Origin of the sequence: Cellulomonas endophytica (assembly GCF_004123805.1) — a bacterium.
In the GTDB taxonomy this organism is placed as follows: Bacteria; Actinomycetota; Actinomycetes; order Actinomycetales; family Cellulomonadaceae; genus Cellulomonas; species Cellulomonas endophytica.
The window spans coordinates 1-24850 of sequence record NZ_RWJX01000050.1 but is presented as its reverse complement, the minus strand read 5'-3'; the positions used below and the strand labels follow the sequence as shown (position 1 = coordinate 24850).

Here is a 24850-nt window from a genome sequence, read left to right as displayed (position 1 = left end):
GGGGGGCGGCCGCCCGCGTCACGGCCTCGACCCCGGCGGCGAGGTCGGCCGTGGCCTCCGCGATGGTGCGGCTCTTGCCCGACGACAGCTCCACGGTGTTGAGCAGGAGCTCCGGCGTGAGGCGCCAGCGGTCGCCCTCGCCCGGGGCGACGGTCGCGAAGATCGCCTCGGCGGCCTGCCGCAGGTCGCCCGAGTCGACGTCGACGAGGGCGAGCTCCCACTCCAGCCCCACCGTCGAGCGCTCGGAGGCGGCGAAGTCGATGCGGGCCGGCGACGCCATCAGAGGGGCTCCACCACGAGCACGTGCTGGCGGCCCGCGACGCGGGTGAGCACGATCGTCGCCTCCGCCTCGCCGTGCAGGTCGAGCTGGCGCCGCAGCTGCTCGGGCACGACCGCCGTGCCGCGCTTCTTGATGGTGAGCCGGCCGACCCCGCGGGTGCGCAGGTAGGCCCGCAGCGGCTTGAGGCCGAAGGGCAGCGTGTCGAGGACGCGGTACGCCGTCGCCGCCGGGGTGGTGGTCGGTGCGTCGGTGGTCACGTAGGCGATCGTCGGGTCGACGAGCCGTCCGTGCACCTCCTCGGCGACCCGGGCGACGAGCCCCGCGCGCACCACGGCCCCGTCGGGCTCGTGGAGGTAGGCGCCGACGGGCCCCACCTCCGGCGGTGCCAGGCGCGCCGGGTCCGTCGTGGCGACGAGGTACGACCCCGCCCGCTCGCCCGTCCGCAGGAGCAGCGCGCTGCGGCCGGGCCCGTCCGGGGCCAGCGGCCCGCACCAGACGCCGACCTCGACGACGTCCCCGTCCACGGAGACCCACTGCGCCTCCGCGTCGGCGGGCAGGGCGCCGTGCGGCACGCCGGGGCCGAGCTTGACGCCCAGCGCCGGCACCCGCGCGCGCAGGGCCAGGACGGCGTCGAGCGGCGGCGTCCACGCGCCGGGGTCGAACACGCGGCTGCCGGCGCCGGTGCGGCGGGCGGGGTCGGCGTACACCCCGTCGACGCCCTCCGCCGCGAGGTCGACCGCCAGGCCGTCCCCGTGGCGGACGACCGCCTCGGGGAAGTGGCGCAGGTTCACGGTCGCCAGCGCCGCGGTCGTCTCGTCCTGCTCGACCGCCAGCACGCGCAGCCCCACGCCCGCCAGGGCGAGGCTGTCGGCCCCGATGCCGCAGGTGAGGTCCGCGACGTGCATGAGGCCGGCGTCGCGGTAGCGCCCCGCGTGCCGGGCGGCGACGACGAGCCGCGTCGCCTGCTCCAGGCCGGCCGGCGTCAGGAGCATCCCGTCGGCGAACTCCCCGAACTTCGCCCGGGCCCGCTGGCGCAGGCGCGACTGCGTGAGCGCGGCGGCAACGAGGGCGGGGTCCGCGCCGTCGGCCCGCAGGCGCTCGGAGAGGGCCATCGCCCGCGCGTCGTCGTACGGGGGCAGGGCCTGCAGCAGCGCCCACCCCTGCGGGGAGAGCAGCTGGGCCAGGCCGTCGGCGTCCACGGGCGCGATCCTCCCACGGCGGGCCGCCCCCGTCCGGCGGCACCGCTCCTGGCCCTCGCCTTGACCGAGTGCTAACGCCTTCCTACAGTGAACCCGTGGCACCCGCCCTGCGGGTGCCGACCGTGCGAGAGGTCCCGGCACCCGCGACGACGGCGGCCCGACGTGCGGCACCGACATCCGCCAGCAGTTCCTCACACGTGAGAAGGGGAGGTCCGTCATGACGGTCTCCACGGAGTCCAAGGTCGGCATCCGGCCGCTCGAGGACCGCATCCTGGTCCAGACGCTCGAGGCCGAGCAGACCACGTCCTTCGGCCTGGTCATCCCGGACAGCGCCAAGGAGAAGCCGCAGGAGGGCACGGTCCTCGCCGTCGGCCCCGGGCGCATCGACGACAACGGCAACCGCGTCCCGCTCGACGTGGCGGTGGGCGACGTCGTCGTCTACTCCAAGTACGGCGGCACCGAGGTCAAGTACAACGGCGAGGAGTACCTCATCCTCTCCGCGCGCGACATCCTGGCGGTCGTCACCAAGTGACCCGCCGCGGGGCCCCGCCCCGCAGCCGGAACGGCAGGAGCCCCCGTCCCTGTGGACGGGGGCTCCTGCCGTTCCCGGGCCGACGTCCGCGGAGGAACGCGAGGAGCCCCCGTCCGTGCGGACGGGGGCTCCTGCCGTTCTCGGGACGTACAGCCGGCGGTCAGACGACCGCGCGACGCCCCGACTGCTGCGCGAGGATCTCCGAGCGCTCGTCCTCGGAGAGGCCGCCCCACACGCCGTAGGGCTCGCGGACGGAGAGGGACTGCTTGCGGCACTGCTCGATGACGGGGCAGGTGGCGCACACGGCCTTGGCCGCCTCGGCGCGGCGGCGGCGGGCGGCACCGCGCTCGCCCTCGGGGTGGAAGAACAGGGTGGGGTCCGCCTCGCGGCAGGCGCCCTCGAACTGCCACTCCCACAGGTCCATGACCGGCCCGGGCAGGCGCGAGATCTCCGCCATGTCGTCCTCCTCGTTGCTCCGCGTGCTGCTGCCCCGTGCGCGCCTCGGGTTCGAGCGCGACCCCCAGGGCCTGACCGGAACGCTACAACCGCGCCAGAGGTTGTTCAAGACCCTGTTCACGACCAACTGCAGGACCGGGTGAACCGTTGCACGTCCCCGGGCCGCCGCGGCGGGCGGCTGGCATGATCGAGCGGTGCCCAGGACCGACGACGTCGCCCCTCCCGAGGGGCGCGAGACGCTCGCGCCGGGGCTCGCCGTCGCCGCGGTCGCGCAGCGCCTCGGGGTGGCGCCGGCGACGCTGCGCACCTGGGACCGCCGCTACGGGCTGGGGCCCTCGGACCACACCGCCGGCGCGCACCGCCGCTACTCCCCGCAGGACGTGGAGCGCCTCCTCGTCATGCGCCGCCTCACCCTGGACGGTGTGGCCCCCGCCGACGCCGCGCGCGCCGCCCGGGAGGCCGAGCTCGTCGAGGTGGACCCCGGTGGGGCGGCCGCGCCGGAGCTCGACGGGGTCGCCGCGCTCCTCGCGGCCGGCGGTGGTGCGGCGGCCGACGGGGCTCCCGCGGCCCCGGCCGCACCCGGCGCCGCGGGGGAGCCCGTCGCCGGTGCGGCGGTCGCCCACCACTGGGCCACCGCGCCCCGCGTGCCCGCAGCCCGTGGCACCGCGACTCCCCAGGCCGTCGTGGACGCCGCCGTGGTCGGCGACGAGGCGCGGTGCGCGGCCCTGCTCGACCTCGGCCGCCAGGGGGACGTGGAGCGGTGGTGGACGGCACTCGTCGAGCCGGCCGCCGCGGCGCTGGCCCGGCGCACGGAGGTCGACCGGCCCGGCGTCGAGGCCGCGACGGTCCTGCGGTGCGCCGCCCTCGGGGTCCTGCGCGCCCGGGTGGTCGGGCTGCCCGCGCCCGGCGCACCCGTCGTGCTGCTGCTCGTGCCCGCCGGCGAGGAGCGGCCGCTGCTCGTCCACGCGCTCGCCGCCGCCCTGGCCTCCCGGGGACGCGACGCCCGCGTGGTGTCCGGCCCGGTGCGCCCGCACCAGGTCACCGAGCTCGCCGTCATGACCCGTCCCAGCGCGGTCGTCGTCGTCAGCCGGCGTCCCGACCTCCCCGCGGACGTCGTGGAGCGGCTCGCCGACGAGCACCCCGACGTCCCCCAGTTCCTCCTCGTGCCGGACGGCGCCGCGGAGCGCATGCCCTGGGGACGGGCGGTGCACCGCACCCGGTCCTTCAGCGGGGCGCTGCACGAGGTGCTGGCGGTACCACCGGTGCCCGGGACCCCGGCCGGCGTCGCGGACGGCTGATCTCACCCTCCCTCTGACGGGTGAACGCCGCCCCCACCGCTTGCGCCGGGACGGGGTCGGCTCCGCACCATGCCAGGGCTGTCACCCGTCTGCCGCACCGTGGGGGAGGAGGACCGGCTCAGAGGTGCGTCGCGGCCGCCGATGAGGACGGCACAGGTGCCCGGAGACGCCGGGCCGCACCCAGGGGAGGTCATGATGGCGGGAGTGGTGATCTGCCACAGCTCGGCGCTCATCCGCGAACGCCTCGTCGTGACATCGGTCGGCGTCCCGGCGCTCACGCCGGTGCGCGCGGCGGGGACGGTCGACGAGCTGGTGGCTCTGGTCCGGCGCACGCCGCCGACCGTCGTGCTGCTCGACGCGCACATCGGGGCGCCGGGCGCGGTGGACGCGGTCCGCGCGCTGCGGGCGCTGTCGCCGACGACGGCGGTCGTCCTGCTCGCGATGCCCGACGACTCGGAGAGCCTGGACAAGGCGCTGGCGCTCGGCGCCCGCGGCTTCCTGGCCCCCGAGGTGGGGCGGGCCGAGCTCGCCGCCGTCGCGGCCCACGTGATGGCCTCGCCGTCCGCCATGGGCGCGGCCAACGGGCACGGCCACGCGCCGCGGCCCCTGCCGTCCGGCGCCGCGCCCGTGCTGCACCCCGGGGCGGGCGTCCCGACGCCGCGGCCCGTGGGCCCGGCGGAGCAGGGCCCGGCGGCGACGCAGGGCGCCAGCGCCGTCTCCAGCGACGGCCAGGTGGTCGTCCTCACGAAGCGCGAGGTCGAGGTGCTCGTCGGCATGAGCAACGGCCAGTCCAACTCGCAGATCGGGCAGAGCCTGTTCCTGTCCGAGGACACGATCAAGACGCACGCGCGTCGCCTGTTCCGCAAGCTGGGGGCGGCCGACCGCGCCCAGGCGGTCGCCATCGGGCTGCGCCGGGGGCTCATCCGCTGACCGGTCCGCCGCACGCCCGCACCGTGGGCCGCACCCCGTCCGGGGTGCGGCCCACGGGCGTCCGGGCCCGGCGGGCGCACGTATCCTCGTGCCATGACGGAGCCCGGCGCCCCCTGGACCGCACCGCCCGCTGACCCGTTCGCCCGCACGGGCCTCACGTACGACGACGTCCTGCTGCTGCCCGGCGAGACGGACGTCATCCCGAGCGAGGTCGACACGACCGCGCGGCTCACGCGGGAGATCTCCGTCCGGGTGCCGCTGCTGTCCGCCGCCATGGACACGGTGACCGAGGCGCGCATGGCCATCGCCATGGCGCGCCAGGGCGGGATCGGCATCCTGCACCGCAACCTGTCCATCGCGGACCAGGCCCACCAGGTCGACCGCGTCAAGCGCTCCGAGTCCGGCATGATCACCGACCCCGTGACCGTGGGCCCCGACGCGACGCTCACCGAGCTCGACCGCCTCTGCGGCACCTACCGCGTCTCGGGCCTGCCCGTCGTCGACGACGCGAACCGCCTCCTGGGCATCATCACGAACCGCGACCTGCGCTTCGTCCCGGCGGACCGCTGGGACGCCCTGCGCGTGCGGGACGTCATGACGGCGATGCCGCTGGTGACCGCGCCCGTCGGCATCGCGCGCGAGGACGCCGCCGCGCTGCTCGCCAAGCACAAGGTGGAGAAGCTGCCGCTCGTCGACGGCGCGGGCGCGCTCGCGGGCCTCATCACCGTCAAGGACTTCGTGAAGTCCGAGCAGTACCCCACGGCGACGAAGGACGACGAGGGCCGGCTCCGGGTCGGTGCCGCCATCGGGTTCTTCGGCGACGCCTGGGAGCGGGCGACCGCGCTCGTGGAGGCCGGCGTGGACGTGCTCGTCGTCGACACCGCCAACGGGCACGCCCGGCTCATGCTCGACATGGTCCGCCGCCTCAAGGCCGACCCCGGCATGACGCACGTCCAGGTCATCGGCGGCAACGTCGCCACGACCGCCGGCGCGGCCGCCCTCGTCGAGGCCGGGGCCGACGCCGTGAAGGTGGGCGTCGGGCCCGGGTCCATCTGCACCACGCGCGTCGTCGCCGGCGTCGGCGTGCCCCAGGTGACCGCCATCCACGACGCCGCGCAGGCGTGCCGTCCGGCGGGCGTGCCCGTCATCGGCGACGGCGGCCTGCAGTACTCCGGCGACATCGCCAAGGCGCTCGTGGCGGGCGCCGACACCGTCATGCTCGGCTCGCTGCTGGCCGGCTGCGACGAGTCGCCCGGCGACCTCGTCTTCGTCAACGGCAAGCAGTACAAGCACTACCGGGGCATGGGCTCGCTGGGCGCCATGGCCTCCCGCGGCCGCGTCTCCTACTCCAAGGACCGCTACTTCCAGGCGGACGTCGCCTCCGACGAGAAGATCGTCCCCGAGGGCATCGAGGGCCAGGTGCCCTACCGGGGCCCGCTGGCCGCGGTGGCGCACCAGCTCGTCGGCGGCCTGCAGCAGTCCATGTTCTACGTGGGCGCGCACACCCTGCCCGAGCTGCAGCAGCGCGGCCGCTTCATCCGGATCACGCCGGCGGGGCTCAAGGAGTCCCACCCGCACGACATCCAGATGACGGTCGAGGCGCCGAACTACACCGGCCGCTGACCCGGGGCGGGACGGCCCGCGTCCACGGCGAGGGGCCACTGCCGGGCCGCGCGTGCTGCGGCCGGGTCGGGCGCGGGCGCACCCCGCTCGGCGAGCCACGCCTCCCGGCGGTCGACGGACGCCCGGTGCGAGCGCTCCTGGAGCGCGTGCAGGGCCGCGGGGTCCAGCCGCGCGAGCCGCGGGAAGCGCCGGGCGATGCGGGCGAGGACGTCGAGGGTCGCGACCACGTCGACGTCCGCGGTGTGCAGGGCGCCGTCCTCCACCACGCGGTAGTGCCGGCACAGGTCCACCAGGCGCCGCTTGCCCCGGCGGTAGCGGTCCACGGCCCGGTCGAGGACGAAGGGGTCCAGCACCGGCCCGACGGGCCGGCCGAGGCGCTCGTGCAGCGTCGCCAGCCCGTGCCGGCGCAGCTCCGCGTCGAGCAGCGACAGGTCGAACAGGGCGTTGTACGCCACGACGGGCACGCCGCGCCGCAGCGCCGCGGCGAGGCCGGCGGCGATCTCCTCGAGCGCCTCGGGGGCGGGGCGTCCCTGCGCGCGGGCGGTCTCCGTGGTGATGCCGTGGATGCCCGCGGCCGCCGCCGGGATGGGCACGCCCGGGTCGAGGAGCCAGGTGCGGGTGCGGGTCCCCGACGCGTCCCGCTCGACGAGCGCGGCCGAGACGATGCGGTCCCGGGCCACGTCGACGCCCGTCGTCTCCGTGTCGAACCCCAGGAGCGGCCCGCGCAGCCACGACCGCCGCGGCACCCGGTGCAGGACGACCCGCAGGACCGCCCGGGACACCGCGGTCCACGCCCGCCGCCGCAGCCGCCGCAGCCGCCGTGCCGCCGCTGTGCGCGCCGCGCCGGCACCCGTGCCCGTCGTCGTGCCCGTCGTCGTGCCCGTCGTCGTGCCCGTCGTCGTGCCCGTCGTGGTGCCGGTCGTGGTGCCGGTCGTGGTGCCCGCCGTGCTGCTCACGTCGTCCTCCTGTCGCCGCGACCGAGCCTCGCACCGACCACCCACACGCCGCCGCCCCCGCCGCGCCGCGGGAGCGCCGTCGCCCGTCGGCCGCCGCCGGGGGCCCCTGGCGGCGTGCGGACCGGCGGAGGCGCGCCGGTAGCCTGGGCGCCGTGAGCAACGAGATCGAGATCGGCCGCGGGAAGCGGGGCCGCCGGGCCTTCTCCTTCGACGACGTCGCCGTCGTCCCCTCCCGCCGCACGCGCGACCCCGAGGAGGTCTCCGTCGGCTGGCAGATCGACGCCTACCACTTCGGCCTGCCGATCCTCGCCGCCCCCATGGACTCCGTCGTCAGCCCCGCCACCGCGGTCGCGCTCGGCAACGCCGGCGGCCTCGGCGTCCTCGACCTCGAGGGCCTGTGGACCCGGTACGAGGACCCCGAGCCGCACCTGGCGGAGATCACCACGCTCGAGCCGTCCGTCGCCACCGCGCGGATGCAGGAGCTGTACGCGGCGCCGATCCGGCCGGAGCTCATCACGGAGCGCATCCGGCAGGTGCGTGCGGCGGGCGTCGTCGTCGCGGGGGCCCTGTCGCCGCAGCGGACCCAGGAGCACTGGCGGACCGTCGTCGACGCGGGCGTCGACCTCTTCGTCATCCGCGGCACGACCGTCTCGGCCGAGCACGTGTCGGCACGCGCGGAGCCGCTGAACCTCAAGCGCTTCATCTACGAGCTCGACGTGCCGGTCATCGTCGGCGGCGCGTCCACCTACACCGCCGCGCTGCACCTCATGCGCACGGGCGCGGCCGGAGTGCTCGTGGGCTTCGGCGGCGGCGCGGCCCACACCACGCGCACCACGCTCGGCATCCACGCCCCCATGGCCTCGGCCGTCGCCGACGTGGCCGCCGCGCGCCGCGACTACCTCGACGAGTCCGGCGGCCGCTACGTCCACGTCATCGCCGACGGCGGGGTGGGCCGCTCGGGCGACCTCGTGAAGGCCATCGCGTGCGGCGCCGACGCCGCGATGCTCGGCGCCGCCCTCGCCCGCGCCTCGGAGGCCCCCGGCGACGGCTGGCACTGGGGCCCGGAGGCGCACCACCCGCAGCTGCCGCGCGGGGAGCGGGTCCACGTCGGCACGGTGGGGACGCTCGAGCAGGTCCTCTTCGGCCCCGGCAGCACCGCCGACGGCACCCTCAACCTCGTCGGCGCCCTGCGCCGCGCGATGGCGACCACGGGCTACTCCGACCTCAAGGAGTTCCAGCGCGTCGAGGTCGTCGTCTCCCCGTACCAGCCGCGCTGAGCGGCGCGAACCGCACCGGAGGGCCCTCCATGAGCCAGCAGACCCCGCAGACGTCCGAGCCCGGGTACCGGGTCGAGCACGACACGATGGGGGAGGTGCGGGTGCCGGTCGCGGCGCGCTACCGCGCGCAGACCCAGCGGGCCGTGGAGAACTTCGCGATCTCGGGCCAGGGGCTGCCGCGGCACCACGTCGCGGCCCTGGCCGAGGTGAAGCGGGCCGCCGCGCTCGCCAACGCCGAGCGCGGCATCCTGGCGCAGGACATGGCCGAGGCGATCGTCGCCGCCGCCGACGAGGTCGTCGCCGGGCGCTGGGCCGACCAGTTCCCCGTGGACGTCTTCCAGACCGGGTCGGGCACGAGCTCGAACATGAACACGAACGAGGTCCTGGCGACGCTGGCCTCGGAGGCCCTCGGCGCCCCGGTGCACCCCAACGACCACGTCAACGCCTCCCAGTCCTCGAACGACGTGTTCCCGGCCTCCATCCACATCGCCGCCTACGGCGCGGTCGAGCACGAGCTGCTCCCCGCCCTGGCCCACCTGGCGGAGGCGCTCGAGGCGAAGGCGGCGGAGTTCGCCGACGTCGTGAAGTCGGGGCGCACGCACCTCATGGACGCCACCCCCGTCACCCTCGGCCAGGAGTTCGGCGGGTACGCCGCGCAGGTGCGCCTGGGCATCGACCGGGTGCGCGGGGTGCTGCCGCGCCTCGCCGAGCTCCCGCTGGGCGGCACCGCGGTCGGCACGGGCATCAACACCCCGCCCGGCTTCCCGCAGCGCGTCATCGCGCTCGTCGCGGAGCACACGGGCCTGCCGTTCGTCGAGGCCGCCAACCACTTCGAGGCGCAGAGCGCGCAGGACTCCTTCGTCGAGACCTCCGGCGCGCTGCGGACCGTCGCCGTCTCCCTCACGAAGGTCTGCAACGACCTGCGCTGGATGGGGTCCGGCCCGCGCGCCGGCCTCGGCGAGATCGCCCTGCCGGACCTGCAGCCGGGCTCCTCGATCATGCCGGGCAAGGTCAACCCGGTCATCCCCGAGGCGGTGCTGCAGGTGGCGGCCCAGGTCGTCGGGAACGACGCGGCCATCGTCTTCGCGGGGTCCTCGGGCTCCTTCGAGCTCAACGTCATGCTGCCCGTCTCCGCCCGCAACCTCCTGGAGTCGATCACGCTCCTCGCGCGGGCCTCGGAGCACCTGGCCGACAAGTGCGTCGTCGGGATCACGGCGAACGTGGAGCGCTGCCGCGCGCTCGCCGAGTCCTCGCCCTCCATCGTCACCCCGCTCAACCGGATCGTCGGCTACGAGGCCGCCGCGAAGATCGCCAAGCACGCGGTGACGTCCGGCCTGACGATCCGCCAGGCCGTGCTCGACCTCGGCCACGTGGAGCGCGGCGACCTCACCGAGGAGCAGCTGGACACGGCGCTCGACGTGCTCGCCATGACGGCGCCGCCCGCCGCGCGCTGACCGCGCCCGGGGCCCGGCCGCGGCGGGACCTCCGTCCGGGGTCCGGGCCGCGGCCCGTGGCTAGGGTCGAGGGCATGCACCGACCGCTCAAGGACGTCTCCCGCCGGTTCGGCGCCGTCGCCGAGGCGGTGCGCGACGCCACCCTCGCCGCGTCCGTCCACAACAGCCAGCCCTGGCGGTTCGTCGTGGGGCCGAGCACGGTCGAGGTGCACCTCGACGACGCGCCGCGGCCCGCGGTGGTCGACCCCGACGGGCGGTGGGCGCTCGCCTCGCTCGGCGCCGCCACGGCCAACCTCGAGATCGGCCTGCGCCGCCGGCTGGGGCGCGACGTCGAGGTCGTCGTCCACCTGCGCGCGGGGCGGACGGTCGCGGAACCCGGGGGCGGCGCCGTCGCCGAGGTGCGGTGCGGCGCCGACCGGCCCGCCCGCGTCGCGCCCCCCGGCCTCGTGGCCCTGCACGACGCGATCCCGCACCGGCGCACCTCGCGCGCCCCGCTGCCCGGGCCGCTGCCCGAGGGGGCGCTGGACGACCTGCGGGCGGCGGCCCGGCTGGCCCCGGGCGTCGTCCCCGTCGCCGTGCACGCCCTGGCCGACGAGGCCGCGGCGCGCCTGCTCGACCTCACGGCCGCGGTCGACGCCCGGTGGCGCGACGACCCGGCCTACCTCGCGGAGCTCGACCGGTGGGCGCACGTGACGGACGGGCGGGGCGTCCCGCCGGCGGCGTTCGGGCCGCGCGACTCCTCGGGGCGCGTGCCGGGCCGCGACTTCTCGCGCAGCGTCGACGTCGACCGGACGCCGCCCGGCGCGGTCGCGTTCGAGGCCGCCCCGCAGCTGCTCGTGCTCACCACGGCGCAGGACGACGCGCCCGCCTGGTTCGCGACGGGCATGGCGCTCCAGCGGGTCGCGCTCGCCGCGACCGTGCGGGGCCTCGCCGTCGGCGTGCTCGGCCAGGTCGTCGAGGACCCGGCGGCGCGGGTGGCGGCCTCGGCCCTCTTCGGGGGGGACGCGTCCGTCGGGCAGGTGCTGCGCGTCGGGGTCCCCGCGGCCGGGGACGGCGCCGCGGGGGCCGGGGCGACGTCCGCCCCGCGCGCCGCCCGGACCCCCCGGCGCCCGCTCGCGGACGTCGTCGCACGGGGGGAGTAGCGGCGTCCCGGCCGCCCGGGCCGGCCCCGGCGTCGTCCGCCCCGTCGTGCCCGACCGGGGTGGCGCGCGCCCGGTCGGGCACGGACGGAGCGCTCCCACGCCTGAACCGGGGCGATCCGGACGAACCGAAGCGGGACGAACGGGACAGGATGTGGTTTCAGACCCGATTGTGCCCGTTCTGCATTGACATCGACCGTCCCGGAGGGGAGAGTGCTCCCGAAGGCGCCGCGGGAGGCGCCCCGAGACGACGGAGTCGATGTGTACGCACCGGAGCGCCACCAGCAGATCCTGGTGTGGGCCCGTCAGCGCGGCCGCGTGGACGTGACCAGCCTCGCCGCCGAGCTCGACGTCACCGCGGAGACCGTCCGCCGGGACCTCACCGCGCTCGAGCGCCACGGCCTCGTGCGTCGGGTCCACGGCGGGGCGATCCCCGTCGAGCGGCTCGGCATCGAGCCGGGCATCGCCGACCGCGAGCGGGTCCTCTCGGGCGAGAAGGAGCGCATCGCCAAGACGGCGCTCGAGGAGCTGCCCGACGGCGGCGCGGTCATCCTCGACGCGGGCACCACCACGGTGCGCCTGGCCGAGCTCCTGCCCACCGACCGCGAGCTCACGGTCGTCACGCACGCCCTGCCGGTGGCCACCGTCCTGGCCACCCGCCCCAACCTCACCCTGCACCTCGTCGGCGGGACCGTCCGCGGCCGCACGCTGGCCGCCGTCGGCTCCTGGGCCGAGCGGGCCCTGCAGGACATCCACGCGGACGTGGCCTTCCTCGGCACGAACGGGCTGACGGTCGAGCGGGGCCTGACGACGCCGGACCTGGCGGAGGCCGCGGTCAAGCGCGCCCTCGTCGGCGCCGCCCGCCGCACGGTGGTCCTGGCCGACCACACGAAGATCGGCCGCACGGAGTTCGCCCGCGTGGCCACGCTCGCGGAGATCGACACGGTCATCACCGACGACGCGGTCGACGCCGACCTCGTCGACGAGATCGAGGCCGCCGGCCCCCGGGTGGTGCGCGCGTGATCGTCACCCTGACCCCGAACCCTTCCCTGGACCGGGCGCTCGACGTCGAGACGCTCGAGCTCGGCGAGGTCAACCGGGCCGTCGCCGCGCACGTGGACCCGGGCGGCAAGGGCATCAACGTCTCCCGCGCCCTCGTCGCGCAGGGGGTCGCCTCCACCGCGGTGCTGCCCACGGGCGGCGCCGACGGGGCGCACCTCGTCGCCCTGCTCGCGGAGGTCGGCGTGCCCGTCGTCGCGGTGCCGGTCACCGGCGCCACGCGGTCGAACTTCACGCTGGTGGAGCGCGGCCGGGGCACGACGAAGGTCAACGCCCCCGGCGCCCCGCTCGCGCCCGCCGAGGTCGACGCCCTGCTCGCCGCGGTGGAGGGCCAGCTCGCCCTCGGTCCGCGGGCCCTCGTCGGTGCGGGCAGCCTGCCCGCCGGCGCCGGCGCCGACCTCTTCGCCCGGGTCGCCGCCCTGGCCGGGCGCCACGGCGTCCCGCTCGTGCTCGACACCTCGGGCCCGGCCCTGGCCGCCGCGGTGCGCGCGGGCGGCCTCGACCTCGTCAAGCCGAACGACGAGGAGCTCGCCGAGCTCGTCGGGCGTGACCTCGTCACGGTGGGCGACGTCGTCGACGCCGCGCGCGAGGTCATCGCCCGCGGCACCGCGTCGGTGCTCGTCTCCCTCGGCGCGCACGGCGCCCTCCTCGTCCGCGGCGAGGGCTCCTGGTGGGCGGGCGGCCCGCCGCTCGTGCCCGCCTCCACCGTCGGCGCGGGGGACACCACCCTCGCCGGCTACCTGGCCGACGAGCGGCCCGACGCCGCCCCCGCCGACCGCCTGCGGACCGCCGTGGCCTGGGGCCGCGCCGCGGTCCTGCTGCCCGGCACCGCCACCCCGACCCCGGCCGACGTCCACCTCGACGAGGTGCGCGTGCTGCCGGAGCCCGACCGCCGTCTCGCCCTCAAGGAGCTGTCGTGAGCACCCCTCTCATCACCGCCGACCTGGTCGCCGTCGACCTCGTGGCCGCCGACCGCGACGAGGCCACGCGCCTCCTCGTGGACAAGCTCGCGGCCGCCGGCCGCGTGACCGACGCCGCCGGCTTCCTCGCCGACGTCCGGGCCCGGGAGGCGCAGATGCCGACCGGGATGCCCGGCGGCGTGGGCCTGCCGCACGCGCGCTCGGAGCACGTGACCGTGCCCAGCCTCGCCGTGGGCAAGCTGTCCCGGGGCGTCGACTGGGGGGCGCCCGACGGCCCCGCGCAGCTCGTCTTCCTCATCGCCGCACCCGCCGCGGGCGACGAGGCGCACCTGAAGATCCTGGCCGCCCTGGCCCGCCGCCTGGTGCACGCGTCCTTCCGGACCTCGCTGCTCGAGGCCCCCGACGCCGCCACCGTCGCCGACATCGTCACCCGAGAGGTCGTCGTCCCGTGAAGTTCGTCGCCGTCTCCTCGTGCCCCACGGGGATCGCCCACACCTACATGGCCGCCGAGGCCCTGGAGCAGGCCGGCAGGGCCGCCGGCCACGACGTCCAGGTCGAGACCCAGGGGTCCGCCGGCACCGTCCCGCTCGACCCGGCGGTCGTCGCCGCCGCGGACGGGGTCATCTACGCCGCCGACCTCGAGGTCCGCGACAAGGGCCGGTTCGCCGGCAAGCCGTTCGTCGACGTCGGCGTGAAGAAGGCCGTGCACGACGCCCCCGGCGTGCTCGCCCAGGCCGTCGCCGCCGTCGAGGCCGCCCAGGCCTCGGGCGCCCCCGCCGCCGGTGCCACCCCGGCGCCCGTCGCCGCCGCCCCCGCGCGGCAGGTCGGGGTCGGCTCGCGCATCCGCCAGTACCTCATGACCGGCGTCTCGTACATGATCCCGTTCGTCGCCGCGGGCGGGATCCTCATCGCCCTGGGCTTCATGCTCGCCTCCGTGGCGTGGGACGAGAACGGCGCGATCGAGGTGACGGCGGTCGACCGGACCGTGCTGTGGACGGCCTTCGAGTGGGGCAACCTCCAGCACTGGGCGGTCCTGCTCTTCCAGATCGGCGCGACGGCCTTCGGGTTCCTCGTCCCCGCGCTGTCGGCCTACATCGCCTACGCCATCGCCGACCGGCCCGGCCTCGTGCCCGGCTTCGTCGGCGGCACCCTGGCGGGCCTCGTCGGCGCCGGCTTCCTCGGCGGCATCGTCACGGGCTTCCTCGCCGGCTTCCTCGCGCTGTGGCTGGCCACCCGCAAGGTCCCCAAGGGCGTCCGCGGCGTCATGCCGGTGGTCGTCATCCCGCTCGTGGCCACGCTCGTCACCGGCGCGCTGACGATCCTCGTCGTCGGCCCGCCCATGAAGGCGATCAACGACGGCCTGTCCTCGTGGCTCGGCGGCCTGGGCACCACCGCGCTCGTCCCGCTGGGGATCGTCCTCGGGCTCATGATGTGCTTCGACCTCGGCGGCCCCCTCAACAAGGTGGCCTACGTCTTCGCGACGACGGGCCTGGCGAACGCGACCTCCTCCGCGAGCACCGAGGCCCGGATCATGGCGGCCGTCATGGCGGCCGGCATGGTCCCCCCGCTGGCCGTCGCCCTGGCGACGACGCTGCGGCCGAAGCTGTGGACGGAGTCCGAGCGCGAGTCCGGGAAGTCGGCCTACCTCCTGGGGCTGTCCTTCATCTCCGAGGGCGCCATCCCCTTCGCCGCGGCCGACCCCCTGCGCCTCATCCCGTCCTTCATGGTCGGCGGCGCCGTCACCGGCGGCCTCACCATGGCGTTCGGCTCCGGCGTGCTGGCCCCCCACGGCGGGTTCTGGGTGACGCCGCTCATCAGCTCGCCGCTGCTGTTCCTGCTCGCGCTGCTCGTCGGCACGGCGGTCAGCACGGTGGCGATCGTCGTCGTCAAGAGCCTGGGGCACGGCAAGGACCCCGAGGCCGCGGACGTCGGGGCCGAGCCCCTCGTCGCGGCGCGCTGACCCCCGCCCGCCCGGGCGGTCCTCCCCGCAGACCCTGCGCAGGACCCCGCGGCGCCGGCGACCCCCGCCGGCGCCGCCGCACCCCTACAGTCGAGCAGCACCCACCGAGCACCGCCGCTCCCGGGCGGCAGGAGGACAGGAACCTCATGGCCGAGCGCACCGTCGTCGTCGCGTCCCGGGTCGGGCTGCACGCCCGCCCCGCCATGCTCTTCACCCAGGCCGCGGCCGCCACGGGCCTGCCCGTGACCATCGCGAAGGCCGGGGGGGACCCCGTGGACGCGACGAGCATCCTCTACGTCATGTCGCTGGGCGTGCCGGGCGGCGAGGAGGTCACTCTGCGAGCCGACGGCGACGGGGCCGACGCCGCCCTCGAGGGTCTCGTCGAGCTCCTCAGCCGCGACCTCGACGCCGAGGACGGGGCGGGGGCGTGACCACGCCCACGCCGGTGGCCCCCACCGAGGGGCACCCCGGCGCCGGGCACCACGTCCTGCGGGGCGTGGGGGTCGGCCGGCGCGCCGTCGTCGGACCGGTCGCGCAGGTGCGGGCCGCCCCGGCGGTGCCCGCCGACGCCGCGGTCCTCGTCGACGGCGTGCCGGCCGACGCGGCCGCGACCCGGGCCGCGCTCGAGGCGGCGTTCGCCTCCGTCGCGGCGGGGCTGCGGGAGCAGGCGTCCCGCGCCACCGGCACCGTGCAGGAGGTGCTCGCGGCCACCGCGCAGATGGCCGCGGACAACGCGCTGCGCAGCCAGGTGCTCGCGAAGGTCGACGCGGGCCAGCCGCCCGTCGCGGCGGTCGACGCGGTCGTGGCGCAGTTCGCGGCGATGTTCGAGGCGGCCGGCGGCTACCTCGCCGAGCGCGTCACCGACCTGCGCTCCGTGCGCGACCGCGTCGTCGCGGCGGCCCTGGGCCTGCCGGCGCCCGGCGTCCCCGAGCTGCACGAGCCCTCCGTCGTCGTCGCGGAGGACCTGGCGCCCGCCGACACCGCCGCGCTCGACCTGGCCAAGGTCCTGGCGATCGTCACCGAGCTCGGCGGCCCCACGGGGCACACGGCGATCATCGCCGGGCAGCTCGGGCTCCCGTGCCTCGTGCGCGTGACGGGCGCCACCGACGTCCCCGAGGGCGCCCTCGCGGCGGTCGACGCCGCCGCCGGGACCCTCACGGTGGAGCCCGACGACGCCCTGCGCGCCGACGTGGAGCGCCGCGCCGCCCGCGACGCCGCGCTCGCGGAGGACACCGCCCCCGGCGCCACCGCCGACGGCCACGCCGTCGCCCTCCTGGCGAACATCGGCACCGCCGAGGACGCCGAGCGTGTCGCCGGTCCCGGCGTCGAGGGCGTCGGGCTGTTCCGCACGGAGGTGCTCTTCCTCGAGCGGACCGCCGCGCCGACGCAGGCCGACCAGGCCGCCGCGTACGGCCGGGTGCTGCGCGCGATGGCCGGGCACAAGGTCGTCGTGCGCACGCTCGACGCGGGCGCCGACAAGCCCCTGGCGTTCGCCACGCAGCCCGACGAGGAGAACCCCGCGCTCGGCGTCCGCGGCTACCGGCTCGTCCGGACGCACCCGGAGCTGCTCGACACCCAGCTCGCGGCCCTGGGGCAGGCCCGGGCCGAGACGGGCGCCGAGCCCTGGGTCATGGCGCCCATGATCGCCACGGCCGCGGAGGCCCGGGACTTCGCCGCCCGGGCCCGGGCCGCCGGCGTGCGGACCGTCGGCGTGATGGTCGAGGTGCCCGCGGCCGCCCTGCGCGCCCGGGAGGTGCTCGCCGAGGTCGACTTCGTCAGCCTGGGCACGAACGACCTCGCGCAGTACGCCATGGCGACGGACCGCCTGCGCGGCGAGCTGGCCGACCTGCTCGACGTCTGGCAGCCGGCGGTGCTCGACCTCGTCGCCGCGACCGCCCGGGCGGGTGCCGAGGTGGGCAAGCCCGTCGGCGTCTGCGGGGAGTCCGCGGGCGACCCGCTCATGGCGCTCGTGCTCGTCGGCCTCGGCGTCACCAGCCTGTCCATGTCGGCCGGGGCGATCGGCGCCGTCCGGTACGCCGTGCGGCACCACACCCTCGAGCGGTGCCGCGAGCTCGCCGCGGCCGCGCTCGCGGCGGGCTCCGCGCCGGACGCCCGGGCCGCGGTGCTCGCGCTCGTCGCCGACGAGGTGCGCGGGACGCTGGGCCTCTAGCCCGGTCCCGCACCCCTCGCGACGGGGTCGTGCGCCTATCGTCAGCGCATGGCGCACGACCCCCACCTCGAGCTCCACGACCCCGACCTCGACCCGCTCGCGGCGTACGTGCTCGAGCCCGACGACCTGCGGCCGCTGCTGGACCGGGTGGTCGCGGCGCCCGGCGCCGCCGCCCACGCGGCGCTCACCCCCCTGACCGGCGCCCCGCTCGTGCCCGTCCCGCAGACGGTGCCGGACGACCTGCCCGCCGCCGCCCGCCGCGCGCGGGCCGCGGGCCGGCGCTGGGCGGCCACGCCGCTGCGGACCCGGACGGCGGTCCTGCGCCGGCTGCACGACCTGCTCCTCGAGCGGCAGAGCGACGGCCTCGACCTCCTCCAGCTCGAGACGGGCAAGGCCCGCGCGCACGCGGCGGAGGAGCTCGCGGACGTGGCCAACGTCGCCCGGCACTACGCCGTGCGGGCCCGGGCGTACCTGCGGCCCCGCCGCGAGGCGGCGCTCGTGCCGCTGCTCACGCAGGTGCGCGTCCACCGGGACGCCGCGGGCGTCGTCGGGGTGCTCGCGCCGTGGAACTACCCGCTGAGCCTCTCCCTCGGCGACGCGCTGCCGGCCCTCGTCGCCGGCGACGCGGTCCTGCTGCGCGTCGACCCCCAGACGGCGCTCACCGCGCTGTGGGCCGCCGAGCTCGCCGAGGACGCGGGGCTGCCCGCCGGCGTGCTCCAGGTCCTCGTCGGCGGGCCGGACCTGGCGCGGGCCGTCGTCGACCACGTGGACCGCCTCGTCTTCACCGGCTCGACGGCCGCCGGCCGGGACGTCGCGGCCCGGGCGGGGGAGCGCCTCGTGCCGGCGACGCTCGAGCTGGGCGGCAAGAACGCCCTCTACGTCGCCGAGGACGTCGACGTGGAGGCCACCGCGGCCGGCGTCGTGCGGGCGTGCTTCACCGCCGCCGGCCAGCTGTGCCTGGCCCCCGAGCGCCTCTACGTCCACCGCGACGTGCTCGAGCCCTTCACGGCCGCGCTCGTGGCCCGGACCCGGGCGCTGCGGCTGGGGGTGGGCCTGGACTACCGCGCCGACGTGGGGTCCCTGACGTCGCCGGCCCAGCTGGCGCGCGTCGTCGAGCACGTGGAGGACGCCGTCGGCCACGGCGCGCGCGTGCTCGTGGGGGGCGAGCAGCGCACCGACGTCGGGCCGCTCGTCTACGCCCCGACGGTCCTGGCCGACGTGCCGCCGGAGGCGCGGCTGGCCCGCGAGGAGACCTTCGGGCCCGTCGTCGCGCTGCACGCCGTGGCCTCCGACGACGAGGCCGTGGCCGCCGTGAACGACACGCCCTTCGGCCTCACGGCGTCCGTGTGGACGCGGGACGTGCGCCGCGGGCGGGCGCTCGCGCGGCGGGTGCGGGCCGGCAGCGTCGGGGTGAACGAGGCGTGGGCGGTGGCGTGGTCGGCCGTGGGCGCGCCGCAGGGCGGCTGGGGCGACTCGGGCGTCGGGCACCGGCACGGGCGGGAGGCCGTCGAGGCGGTCACGCGGGTGCAGACGGTCGCCGTGCAGCGGGGGGTGCACGGGGTGGCGGGCCGGCGCGGCCCGGGTGCCGACCGGTCGGCCGCGGGGGCGGACGCCGAGGCCTGGGCGCGGGCGCTCACCCGGGTCCTGCGGGTGCGGGCGGCGCTGCGCCGGCCCTGAGGGGTGCGGCCGGCTCAGGCCCGCCCGAGGTGGGTCACGGCCGGGCCGACGGCCGCGGTCTGCGCGCCGTCCGGCCAGCGCAGGCGGACGCCGGGCACGTCGTCGAGCCGCCCGACCTCGGCCGTCGTGGCCCCCGGGGCGCGCACGCGGCCCGCGCCCGGGGCGTCGGCCGTGAGCATCGCGAAGCCCGGGAAGCACGCGAGCCAGTCGGCCAGCCCCGCAGCCGCGGGGCGGGGGACCGCGGCCACGTCGAGGACGGCGCCGGTGCCCGAGGCCTCGGCGAGCATGCCGAGCGTCCCGACGAGGCCGGCCATGCTCACGTCCTTCGCGGCGCGCGGCCGGGCGGCGGCGACGGCGCCGTGCTGGCCGCGCAGCTCCTCCGCGCGCCGGCCCGAGGTGGAGTCCCACTGCTGCCCGACGAACCCCGGCCGCCACCCGCCCCGCAAGTCGGCGGTGAGGCTCACCGCGTCGCCCGGGCGGCCGCCGCCGGCGGGGACCGGGTGCGCCGTGCGGCCCAGGGCCGTGACGGCCAGCGCGGCCGGCACGCCGAGCTGCGTGTGGCCGCCGAGCACCGGGACGCCCCACGCGGCGGCGGCGTCGCGCAGGCCGGACAGGACGCGGGCGGCGAAGGACGCGTCCCGCGCGCCGACGGCGTCGAGCAGCCCGACCGCTCCCGCCCCCATGGCGGCGAGGTCGTTCATGTTGACGAGGACGGAGCACCAGCCCGCCCACTCGGGGTGCCGCTCGACGACGGACGGCACGATCGCGTCGCAGACCGCCACGAGGTCGCAGCCGGGGACGGGCGCGCCGTCGTCGCCGACCCAGCCCGCCCCGCCCAGGCCGGCCGGCGCGCCGGGTCCCGTGAGCCCGGCCAGCAGCCCGCCGAGGGCGGCCTTCGCGCCGCGCGCCTGGCGGTCGAGGCGGTCGACGGGCCACCGGACCCGCTCGTGCGGGGCGCCCGCGACCCGGCACGGGCCGAGCCGCTCCCACCCCAGGCGGTCGAACAGCGGTGCCACCCGGGCCTGGACGGTGGCCTCGAAGCGCAGGACCCCGCGGCTCTCCGCCTCGGCGCACGCGGCCCGCACGAGCGCCGCGCCGAGGCCGCCCGCGCCCTGATCACCCCGCACGCCCCGCGCGTCGTGGCGCACCACCAGTCGGCTCCCCGTCCACCAGCCGAGGTCGACGCCGTCCGTGGCCGGTGCCAGCCGCACCCCGCCGAGCACGGCGCCGTCGGGCACGCGCGCGACGAGGACGACGGCGCGCGGGTCGTCGTCGAGGTCGTCGTGGTCGCTCCCGGTGAACAGGCCCTGCTCCGCGACGAAGACCTCCCGCCGCAGGGCCCGGTAGGCGGCCAGGTCGGCGCCGTCGGCGGGCCCGACGGTGACGGCCGCCCGCGCGGACGTCGCCGCCGGCACGCCCTCGAGGATGCTCAGCACGCTCAGGCCCCGGCGCTCTTCAGCAGGCCGCACGCCCCGCAGGCGGCGCAGCCGGCGCGCTGGCCGTCGCTCGTCATGCCCGCGGCCACGAGGAGCGCCGCGACCTCCCGGCTCACCCGCTCGACGACCTCGGCGGCCGGCGCGCCGACCCCGTCCACGTCCACCGCGAGCGTGCCGGGCAGGGGGCGGAACGGGACCACGAAGGGGTAGACGCCCATCGCGACGAGCTCCGCCGCGTCGGCGACGAGGCGGTCCGGGTCCTCGCCGAGGCCGACGAGCAGGTAGGTCGAGACCTGGTTGCGCCCGAACACCCGGACGGCCTCGCGCCAGGCGGCGCGGTACTCCTCGAGCGGGACCCGGGACTTGCCGGGGGTCCAGCGGCGGCGCACCTCGTCGTCCATGGACTCCACGTGGATGCCGATCGACACCGCGCCGGCGTCCCGCAGGTCCGTCAGCACGGAGAGGTCGGCGGGCGGCTCGCACTGCACCTGGACGGGCAGGCCGGGCACCGCGGCGACGACGGCGCGGACGCACCGGGCGAGGTGCCGGGCACCGCGGTCGGCGCCCCGGGAGGTGCCCGTCGTCATCACCATCTGCTGCACGCCGTCGAGACGCACCGCGGCCTCGGCGACCTCGGCGAGCTGCGCCGGGGTCTTCACGGCCACCGTCGAGCCGGCCGCCAGGGAGGCCTCGATGGCGCAGAACCGGCAGCGCTCGGCCGGGTCGTAGCGCATGCAGGTCTGCACCACCGTCGTCGCCAGCACGTCGCGGCCGTGCAGCCGGGCGATCTGTTCGTAGGCGACCCCGTCGGCGGTGGTGAGGTCGTAGAACATCGGCCGGCTCACCGGCCGGACCTCCAGGCCGAGGTCGGCGCCGTCGAGCAGGACCCGCTCGTCGCGGACGACGTAGGGGCTCGTCGGGTCCAGCGGCAGCGCGGCGTTCAGCCCGCCGATGACCACGTGCCCGTCGTCGCTCGGGCCGGCGCCGCAGCCCCGGCTCACGGGGGCGTCCATGCGGACGCCCCGCACGGCGAGGTCGGTGCGCAGGCGCAGCTCGGGGAGCAGGACGGGCGACGCGTCGGGCACGGGGCCTCCTCGGGACGGGCGAGGACCGGTCCGCGCCCCGGGCCGCCGCGGGGGCGGGGCGCCGGGGGGCCGGTCGTGCCCGCCAGCAGACCACGCGCCGCGTTTCCGACGGGTGTCGTCGGGAATGCGCGGCGGTTAATTCGCGGCGGCGCGGCGCCGCGGTCGGGCGAAACGCAACATTGTTCTCGCCGAAACCAGCGGGAAACGCGGCGCCCCTTCGATGGGACCACGGCACCCCCGTCGCCCCGCCCCTTCCCGCACCCTTCCCGCACCCCCACGAGAGGCCCGCCATGACGATCACCGAGACGAGCCCGGCGTCCCTGCAGGAGATCGAGGACCAGATCACCGCGAACATCGAGACGTCCCGCGGCGAGATCGCCCACCCCTCGCTCGCGAAGGGGACCAGCCTCTACGGCTCGACGAAGGTCTTCCCGGACTACCAGGCCGAGCCCGGCCAGTCCTACCTCACCCTCGTGCACGGCATCGCGCACGAGTCGTCCGTGAGCTTCGTCGCGATCCTGCAGGCGACCCGGGCGGCGCGGAAGGGCTTCGAGTCCGCCGTGTACTTCTACGGCCCGGGCACGATCAACGCGATGGCGACCCGCGGCTTCCCCACCGTGGGCGACTCGGGATTCCCCGGCGAGCAGAACATCAACAACGCGCTCGAGACGTTCATCGCCGAGGGCAACCGCGTCTTCGTGTGCCGTTTCGGCATGGCCCTGCACGGCCTGCGCGAGGAGGACCTCGTCGCCGGCGCGATCCCCTGCCACCCGCTCGACGTGCAGGACGCGCTCATCCACTACGCCCGCAAGGGCGCCATCATCAACTCGACCTACAACCTCTAGGCCGGGCGCCGTGACCCGCGTCGCAGCGGTCTCCGCGAACTTCACGCGGGACCTGGACCAGAACTACGCGCTCGTCGCCACGCTGCTCGAGGAGGCCCGGGCGCGGGACGTCCGGCTGCTCGTCCTGCCGGAGGCGGCGATCGGCGGGTACCTGTCCTCGCTGGGCAACCACGGCGACACCGTCGCGACGACCCGGCGCTCCCTGCCGCCCGCGATCCGCCTCGACGGCCCCGAGCTCGCCACCGTGCGCGCCCTGGCCGGCGACGTGGTCGTCGCCGTCGGCTTCTGCGAGCTGGGGGAGGACGGCGCGACCCGCTACAACGCCGCGGCGCTGCTGGACGGCGGCGGCGTGCTCGGCAGCTACCGCAAGGTGCACCAGCCCCTGGGCGAGCACCTGTCCTACGCGGCGGGGTCCTCCTACGGCGTCGTCGACACCCCCGTCGGGCGCGTCGGCCTGCAGATCTGCTACGACAAGGCGTTCCCCGAGGCGGCGCGGTCCATGGCGCTCGACGGCGCCGAGATCATCGCGAGCCTGTCGGCGTGGCCGGCGGCCCGCACCGCCACCGCGGAGGACCTCCAGCAGGACCGCTGGACCCACCGCTTCAACCTCTTCGACCAGGCCCGGGCGCTGGACAACCAGGTCTTCTGGGTGGCGTCGAACCAGTCGGGCACCTTCGGGTCCCTGCGCTACGTCGGCAACGCCAAGGTCGTCGACCCCGGCGGGAACGTCCTGGCGACGACCGGGCTGGGCGCGGGTATGGCAGTGGCGGACATCGACGTGGCGGGGACCTTCGCGGCGATGCGCGGCGGCATGTTCCACCTGCGCGACCGCCGCCCGGACGCCTACGACGTGGACCGGGAGTGGGCGGGGGTGCTCGCCGGTGCCTGAGATGACGTTCGCCGTGCGCTGGCCGGACGGCGCGGAGGAGCGGCTCTACTCGCCGAGCCTCGTCGTGCACGACCACCTCGCCGTCGGCGGCCGGTACACCGTGGACGACTTCGTGGCGCGGAGCACCCGCGCCCTGCGCCTGGCGTCCGACCGGGTGGCCGAGCGCTTCGGGATGCGGTGCACCTCGGCGGAGGCGCAGGCCGACGAGATCCGCGCGACGGCGGCCCGGTTCGACCCCGCGGCCGGCCCCGTCGAGGTGCTGGCCATGGAGCCGCCGCTGCCCGGGGCTGCAGCCGTGCCGGCCGCGGCGCCCCGTCCCGGGGTCCTCCGGTGACGGGGCTCGACGGGCGCCACGTCGAGGTCGCCGTCGTCGGCGGCGGGCAGGCGGGCCTCGCGCTCAGCTGGTACCTCGTGCGCGACGGCGTCGACCACGTCGTCCTCGAGCGGGACACGGTCGCCCACGACTGGGCCGACCGCCGCTGGGACGCGTTCACCCTCGTCACGCCGAACTGGCAGTGCCGCCTGCCCGGGTACCCCTACGAGGGCCCGGACCCGGACGGGTTCATGACGCGCGACGAGGTGCACGCCTGGCTCCGCGGCTACGCGGCGTCGTTCGGCCCGCCCGTGCACGAGGGCACCACCGTGACCGGTGTCCGCGAGCGTCCGCTCGGCGGGTTCACGGTGACGACGAGCGCCGGCACCCTCACCGCCGACCAGGTCGTCGTCGCGACGGGCGGGTACCACGTGCCCGTGCTGCCGGCGGTGTCCGCGCGCCTGCCCGCCGACGTGGTGCAGCTGCACTCGGCCGCCTACCGCTCGCCCGACGCGCTGCCCGAGGGGGCGGTGCTCGTCGTGGGCTCGGGGCAGTCCGGGGCGCAGATCGCCGAGGACCTGCACCTGGCGGGGCGCCGGGTGCACCTCGCGCTCGGCCGCGCCCCTCGGTGCGCGCGGCGCTACCGCGGCCGGGACTGCATCGCCTGGCTGTCGGACATGGGCGTGTACGACGTGCCCGTCGCGGCCCAGGCGGGCGGTCTGGCCAAGCGGGAGTCGACGAACCACTACATGACGGGACGCGGCGGCGGCCGGGACATCGACCTGCGCGCCTTCGCCCGTGAGGGGATGGCGCTGCACGGCCGGCTCACCGGCGCCGAGGGCGGCGTGCTCACCTTCGCCCCCACGGCGGAGGCCTCGCTCGACCACGCGGACGCCGTCATGGAGTCCATCAAGGACGACATCGACCGCTGGATCGCGGCCCAGGGGCTCGACGTCCCCCCCGAGCCCCGCTACACGCCCGTGTGGCGGCCCGACGCGGAGCGCACGGAGCTCGACCTCGTCGCGGCCGGGGTCACGAGCGTCGTGTGGGCGGTCGGCTTCCGCACGGACTACCGCTGGGTCGGCGTCGGAGTCTTCGACGGCACCGGGCACCCCACCCACCACCGCGGTGTCACGCACGTGCCCGGCCTGCTCTTCCTCGGGCTGCCGTGGCTGCACACCTGGGGCTCGGGCCGGTTCGAGGCCGTCGCCCGCGACGCGGAGCACCTGGCGGCGCACCTCCGGCGCCGGGCCGCCGGGGTGCCGGTCGCGGACCCGTTCGTCGGCCTGGCCGGCTAGGTGTACTCGGCCAGCACGTTGGTGACGGCGTGCGGTCGTTGACGTGAGGAGAAC

At 77.1% G+C, this 24850-nt stretch carries 24 protein-coding genes; 18 read left to right on the top strand and 6 right to left on the bottom strand.

All coding sequences use genetic code 11. The features are described 5' to 3' along the window. The coding region (locus EJA20_RS13375; protein ID WP_240675488.1) for a glutamate-cysteine ligase family protein at positions 1-280 on the bottom strand (280 nt) is incomplete at its 3' end. Then, a complete protein-coding gene (locus tag EJA20_RS13370) occupies positions 280-1479 on the bottom strand; it encodes a THUMP-like domain-containing protein (protein WP_129338807.1) in 1200 nt (399 codons plus the stop codon). The genes EJA20_RS13370 and EJA20_RS13375, both read right to left, overlap by 1 nt. Before the next feature lie 217 nt (positions 1480-1696). On the opposite strand from EJA20_RS13370, the gene groES reads away from it, so the two are divergent. Then, entirely contained in the window at positions 1697-2011 is a 315-nt protein-coding gene (gene groES, locus EJA20_RS13365) for a co-chaperone GroES (protein WP_129338805.1), read from the top strand. Between the two features lie 160 nt (positions 2012-2171). Here groES and EJA20_RS13360 read toward each other — a convergent pair whose 3' ends face one another. Further along, positions 2172-2468, bottom strand: a complete 297-nt coding sequence (locus EJA20_RS13360) for a WhiB family transcriptional regulator (RefSeq protein WP_129338803.1) — start codon at positions 2466-2468, stop codon at positions 2172-2174. A gap of 193 nt (positions 2469-2661) precedes the next feature. Here EJA20_RS13360 and EJA20_RS13355 point away from each other — a divergent pair, with 193 nt between their 5' ends. The 3 genes from EJA20_RS13355 to guaB all read left to right on the top strand — a co-directional run bounded on the left by EJA20_RS13355 (position 2662) and on the right by guaB (position 6318). Beyond that, a complete protein-coding gene (locus EJA20_RS13355; RefSeq protein WP_129338801.1) occupies positions 2662-3765 on the top strand; it encodes a MerR family transcriptional regulator in 1104 nt (367 codons plus the stop codon). A 192-nt stretch (positions 3766-3957) separates the two neighbouring features. Next, complete coding sequence (locus tag EJA20_RS13350; protein ID WP_476727337.1) at positions 3958-4695, top strand: LuxR C-terminal-related transcriptional regulator; 738 nt, start codon at positions 3958-3960, stop codon at positions 4693-4695. 93 nt (positions 4696-4788) lie between these two features. Continuing rightward, positions 4789-6318 (top strand): IMP dehydrogenase, encoded by a 1530-nt coding sequence (gene guaB, locus EJA20_RS13345; RefSeq protein WP_129338799.1) that lies wholly within the window; start codon positions 4789-4791, stop codon positions 6316-6318. On the opposite strand, the gene EJA20_RS13340 is transcribed toward guaB, so the two are convergent. Continuing rightward, on the bottom strand, positions 6303-7274 hold the full coding sequence (locus tag EJA20_RS13340) for an exonuclease domain-containing protein (RefSeq protein WP_420836435.1): 972 nt from the start codon (positions 7272-7274) through the stop codon (positions 6303-6305). The two genes, guaB and EJA20_RS13340, sit on opposite strands and share 16 nt — an antisense overlap. Positions 7275-7426: 152 nt before the next feature. On the opposite strand from EJA20_RS13340, the gene EJA20_RS13335 reads away from it, so the two are divergent. The 10 genes from EJA20_RS13335 (at position 7427) to EJA20_RS13290 (ending at position 18930) form a co-directional block, all read left to right on the top strand. Beyond that, complete coding sequence (locus tag EJA20_RS13335) at positions 7427-8551, top strand: GuaB3 family IMP dehydrogenase-related protein (protein ID WP_129338798.1); 1125 nt, start codon at positions 7427-7429, stop codon at positions 8549-8551. Between the two features lie 29 nt (positions 8552-8580). Beyond that, positions 8581-10005, top strand: coding sequence for a class II fumarate hydratase (locus EJA20_RS13330; protein WP_129338797.1), 1425 nt, complete (start codon positions 8581-8583; stop codon positions 10003-10005). 74 nt (positions 10006-10079) lie between these two features. Next, a complete protein-coding gene (locus EJA20_RS13325) occupies positions 10080-11147 on the top strand; it encodes an Acg family FMN-binding oxidoreductase (RefSeq protein WP_129338795.1) in 1068 nt (355 codons plus the stop codon). Between the two features lie 258 nt (positions 11148-11405). Continuing rightward, positions 11406-12167, top strand: a complete 762-nt coding sequence (locus EJA20_RS13320; protein WP_129338793.1) for a DeoR/GlpR family DNA-binding transcription regulator — start codon at positions 11406-11408, stop codon at positions 12165-12167. Continuing rightward, complete coding sequence (gene pfkB, locus EJA20_RS13315) at positions 12164-13123, top strand: 1-phosphofructokinase (protein ID WP_129338791.1); 960 nt, start codon at positions 12164-12166, stop codon at positions 13121-13123. Before EJA20_RS13320 ends, pfkB begins: the two co-directional genes overlap by 4 nt. Continuing rightward, positions 13120-13575 carry a PTS sugar transporter subunit IIA gene (locus EJA20_RS13310; RefSeq protein ID WP_129338789.1) on the top strand — a complete coding sequence of 152 codons (456 nt, stop codon included), beginning with the start codon at positions 13120-13122 and terminating at the stop codon, positions 13573-13575. Before pfkB ends, EJA20_RS13310 begins: the two co-directional genes overlap by 4 nt. After that, positions 13572-15083: a PTS fructose transporter subunit IIC gene (locus EJA20_RS13305; protein WP_129338787.1), complete on the top strand. Its 1512-nt coding sequence runs from the start codon at positions 13572-13574 to the stop codon at positions 15081-15083. Before EJA20_RS13310 ends, EJA20_RS13305 begins: the two co-directional genes overlap by 4 nt. A 146-nt stretch (positions 15084-15229) precedes the next feature. After that, the gene (locus EJA20_RS13300; protein WP_129338785.1) at positions 15230-15514 is read left to right on the top strand and encodes an HPr family phosphocarrier protein; all 285 of its coding nucleotides are present in this window, start codon (positions 15230-15232) and stop codon (positions 15512-15514) included. Then, the gene (ptsP, locus tag EJA20_RS13295) at positions 15511-17253 is read left to right on the top strand and encodes a phosphoenolpyruvate--protein phosphotransferase (RefSeq protein WP_240675487.1); all 1743 of its coding nucleotides are present in this window, start codon (positions 15511-15513) and stop codon (positions 17251-17253) included. Before EJA20_RS13300 ends, ptsP begins: the two co-directional genes overlap by 4 nt. A gap of 48 nt (positions 17254-17301) precedes the next feature. Beyond that, a complete protein-coding gene (locus tag EJA20_RS13290; RefSeq protein ID WP_129338783.1) occupies positions 17302-18930 on the top strand; it encodes a succinic semialdehyde dehydrogenase in 1629 nt (542 codons plus the stop codon). Between the two features lie 14 nt (positions 18931-18944). Here EJA20_RS13290 and EJA20_RS13285 read toward each other — a convergent pair whose 3' ends face one another. Together EJA20_RS13285 and EJA20_RS13280 are read right to left on the bottom strand one after the other, a co-directional pair. Beyond that, complete coding sequence (locus EJA20_RS13285; protein ID WP_240675486.1) at positions 18945-20399, bottom strand: MSMEG_0567/sll0787 family protein; 1455 nt, start codon at positions 20397-20399, stop codon at positions 18945-18947. After that, positions 20369-21451 (bottom strand): MSMEG_0568 family radical SAM protein, encoded by a 1083-nt coding sequence (locus EJA20_RS13280; RefSeq protein ID WP_240675485.1) that lies wholly within the window; start codon positions 21449-21451, stop codon positions 20369-20371. Before EJA20_RS13280 ends, EJA20_RS13285 begins: the two co-directional genes overlap by 31 nt. A gap of 290 nt (positions 21452-21741) precedes the next feature. Between EJA20_RS13280 and EJA20_RS13275 the strand changes: the two genes are divergently transcribed. Genes EJA20_RS13275 through EJA20_RS13260 form a run of 4 tightly spaced genes read left to right on the top strand, consistent with a single transcriptional unit; the run spans position 21742 to position 24796 of the window. Further along, positions 21742-22296, top strand: a complete 555-nt coding sequence (locus EJA20_RS13275; RefSeq protein WP_205687497.1) for an MSMEG_0572/Sll0783 family nitrogen starvation response protein — start codon at positions 21742-21744, stop codon at positions 22294-22296. A gap of 10 nt (positions 22297-22306) precedes the next feature. Beyond that, on the top strand, positions 22307-23185 hold the full coding sequence (locus tag EJA20_RS13270; protein ID WP_129338779.1) for a carbon-nitrogen hydrolase family protein: 879 nt from the start codon (positions 22307-22309) through the stop codon (positions 23183-23185). A gap of 1 nt (position 23186) precedes the next feature. Further along, entirely contained in the window at positions 23187-23519 is a 333-nt protein-coding gene (locus EJA20_RS13265; protein ID WP_240675489.1) for an MSMEG_0570 family nitrogen starvation response protein, read from the top strand. Next, the gene (locus EJA20_RS13260) at positions 23516-24796 is read left to right on the top strand and encodes an MSMEG_0569 family flavin-dependent oxidoreductase (protein ID WP_129338775.1); all 1281 of its coding nucleotides are present in this window, start codon (positions 23516-23518) and stop codon (positions 24794-24796) included. The genes EJA20_RS13265 and EJA20_RS13260 overlap by 4 nt, the downstream gene beginning before the upstream one ends. The last annotated feature ends 54 nt before the right edge of the window (positions 24797-24850 follow it).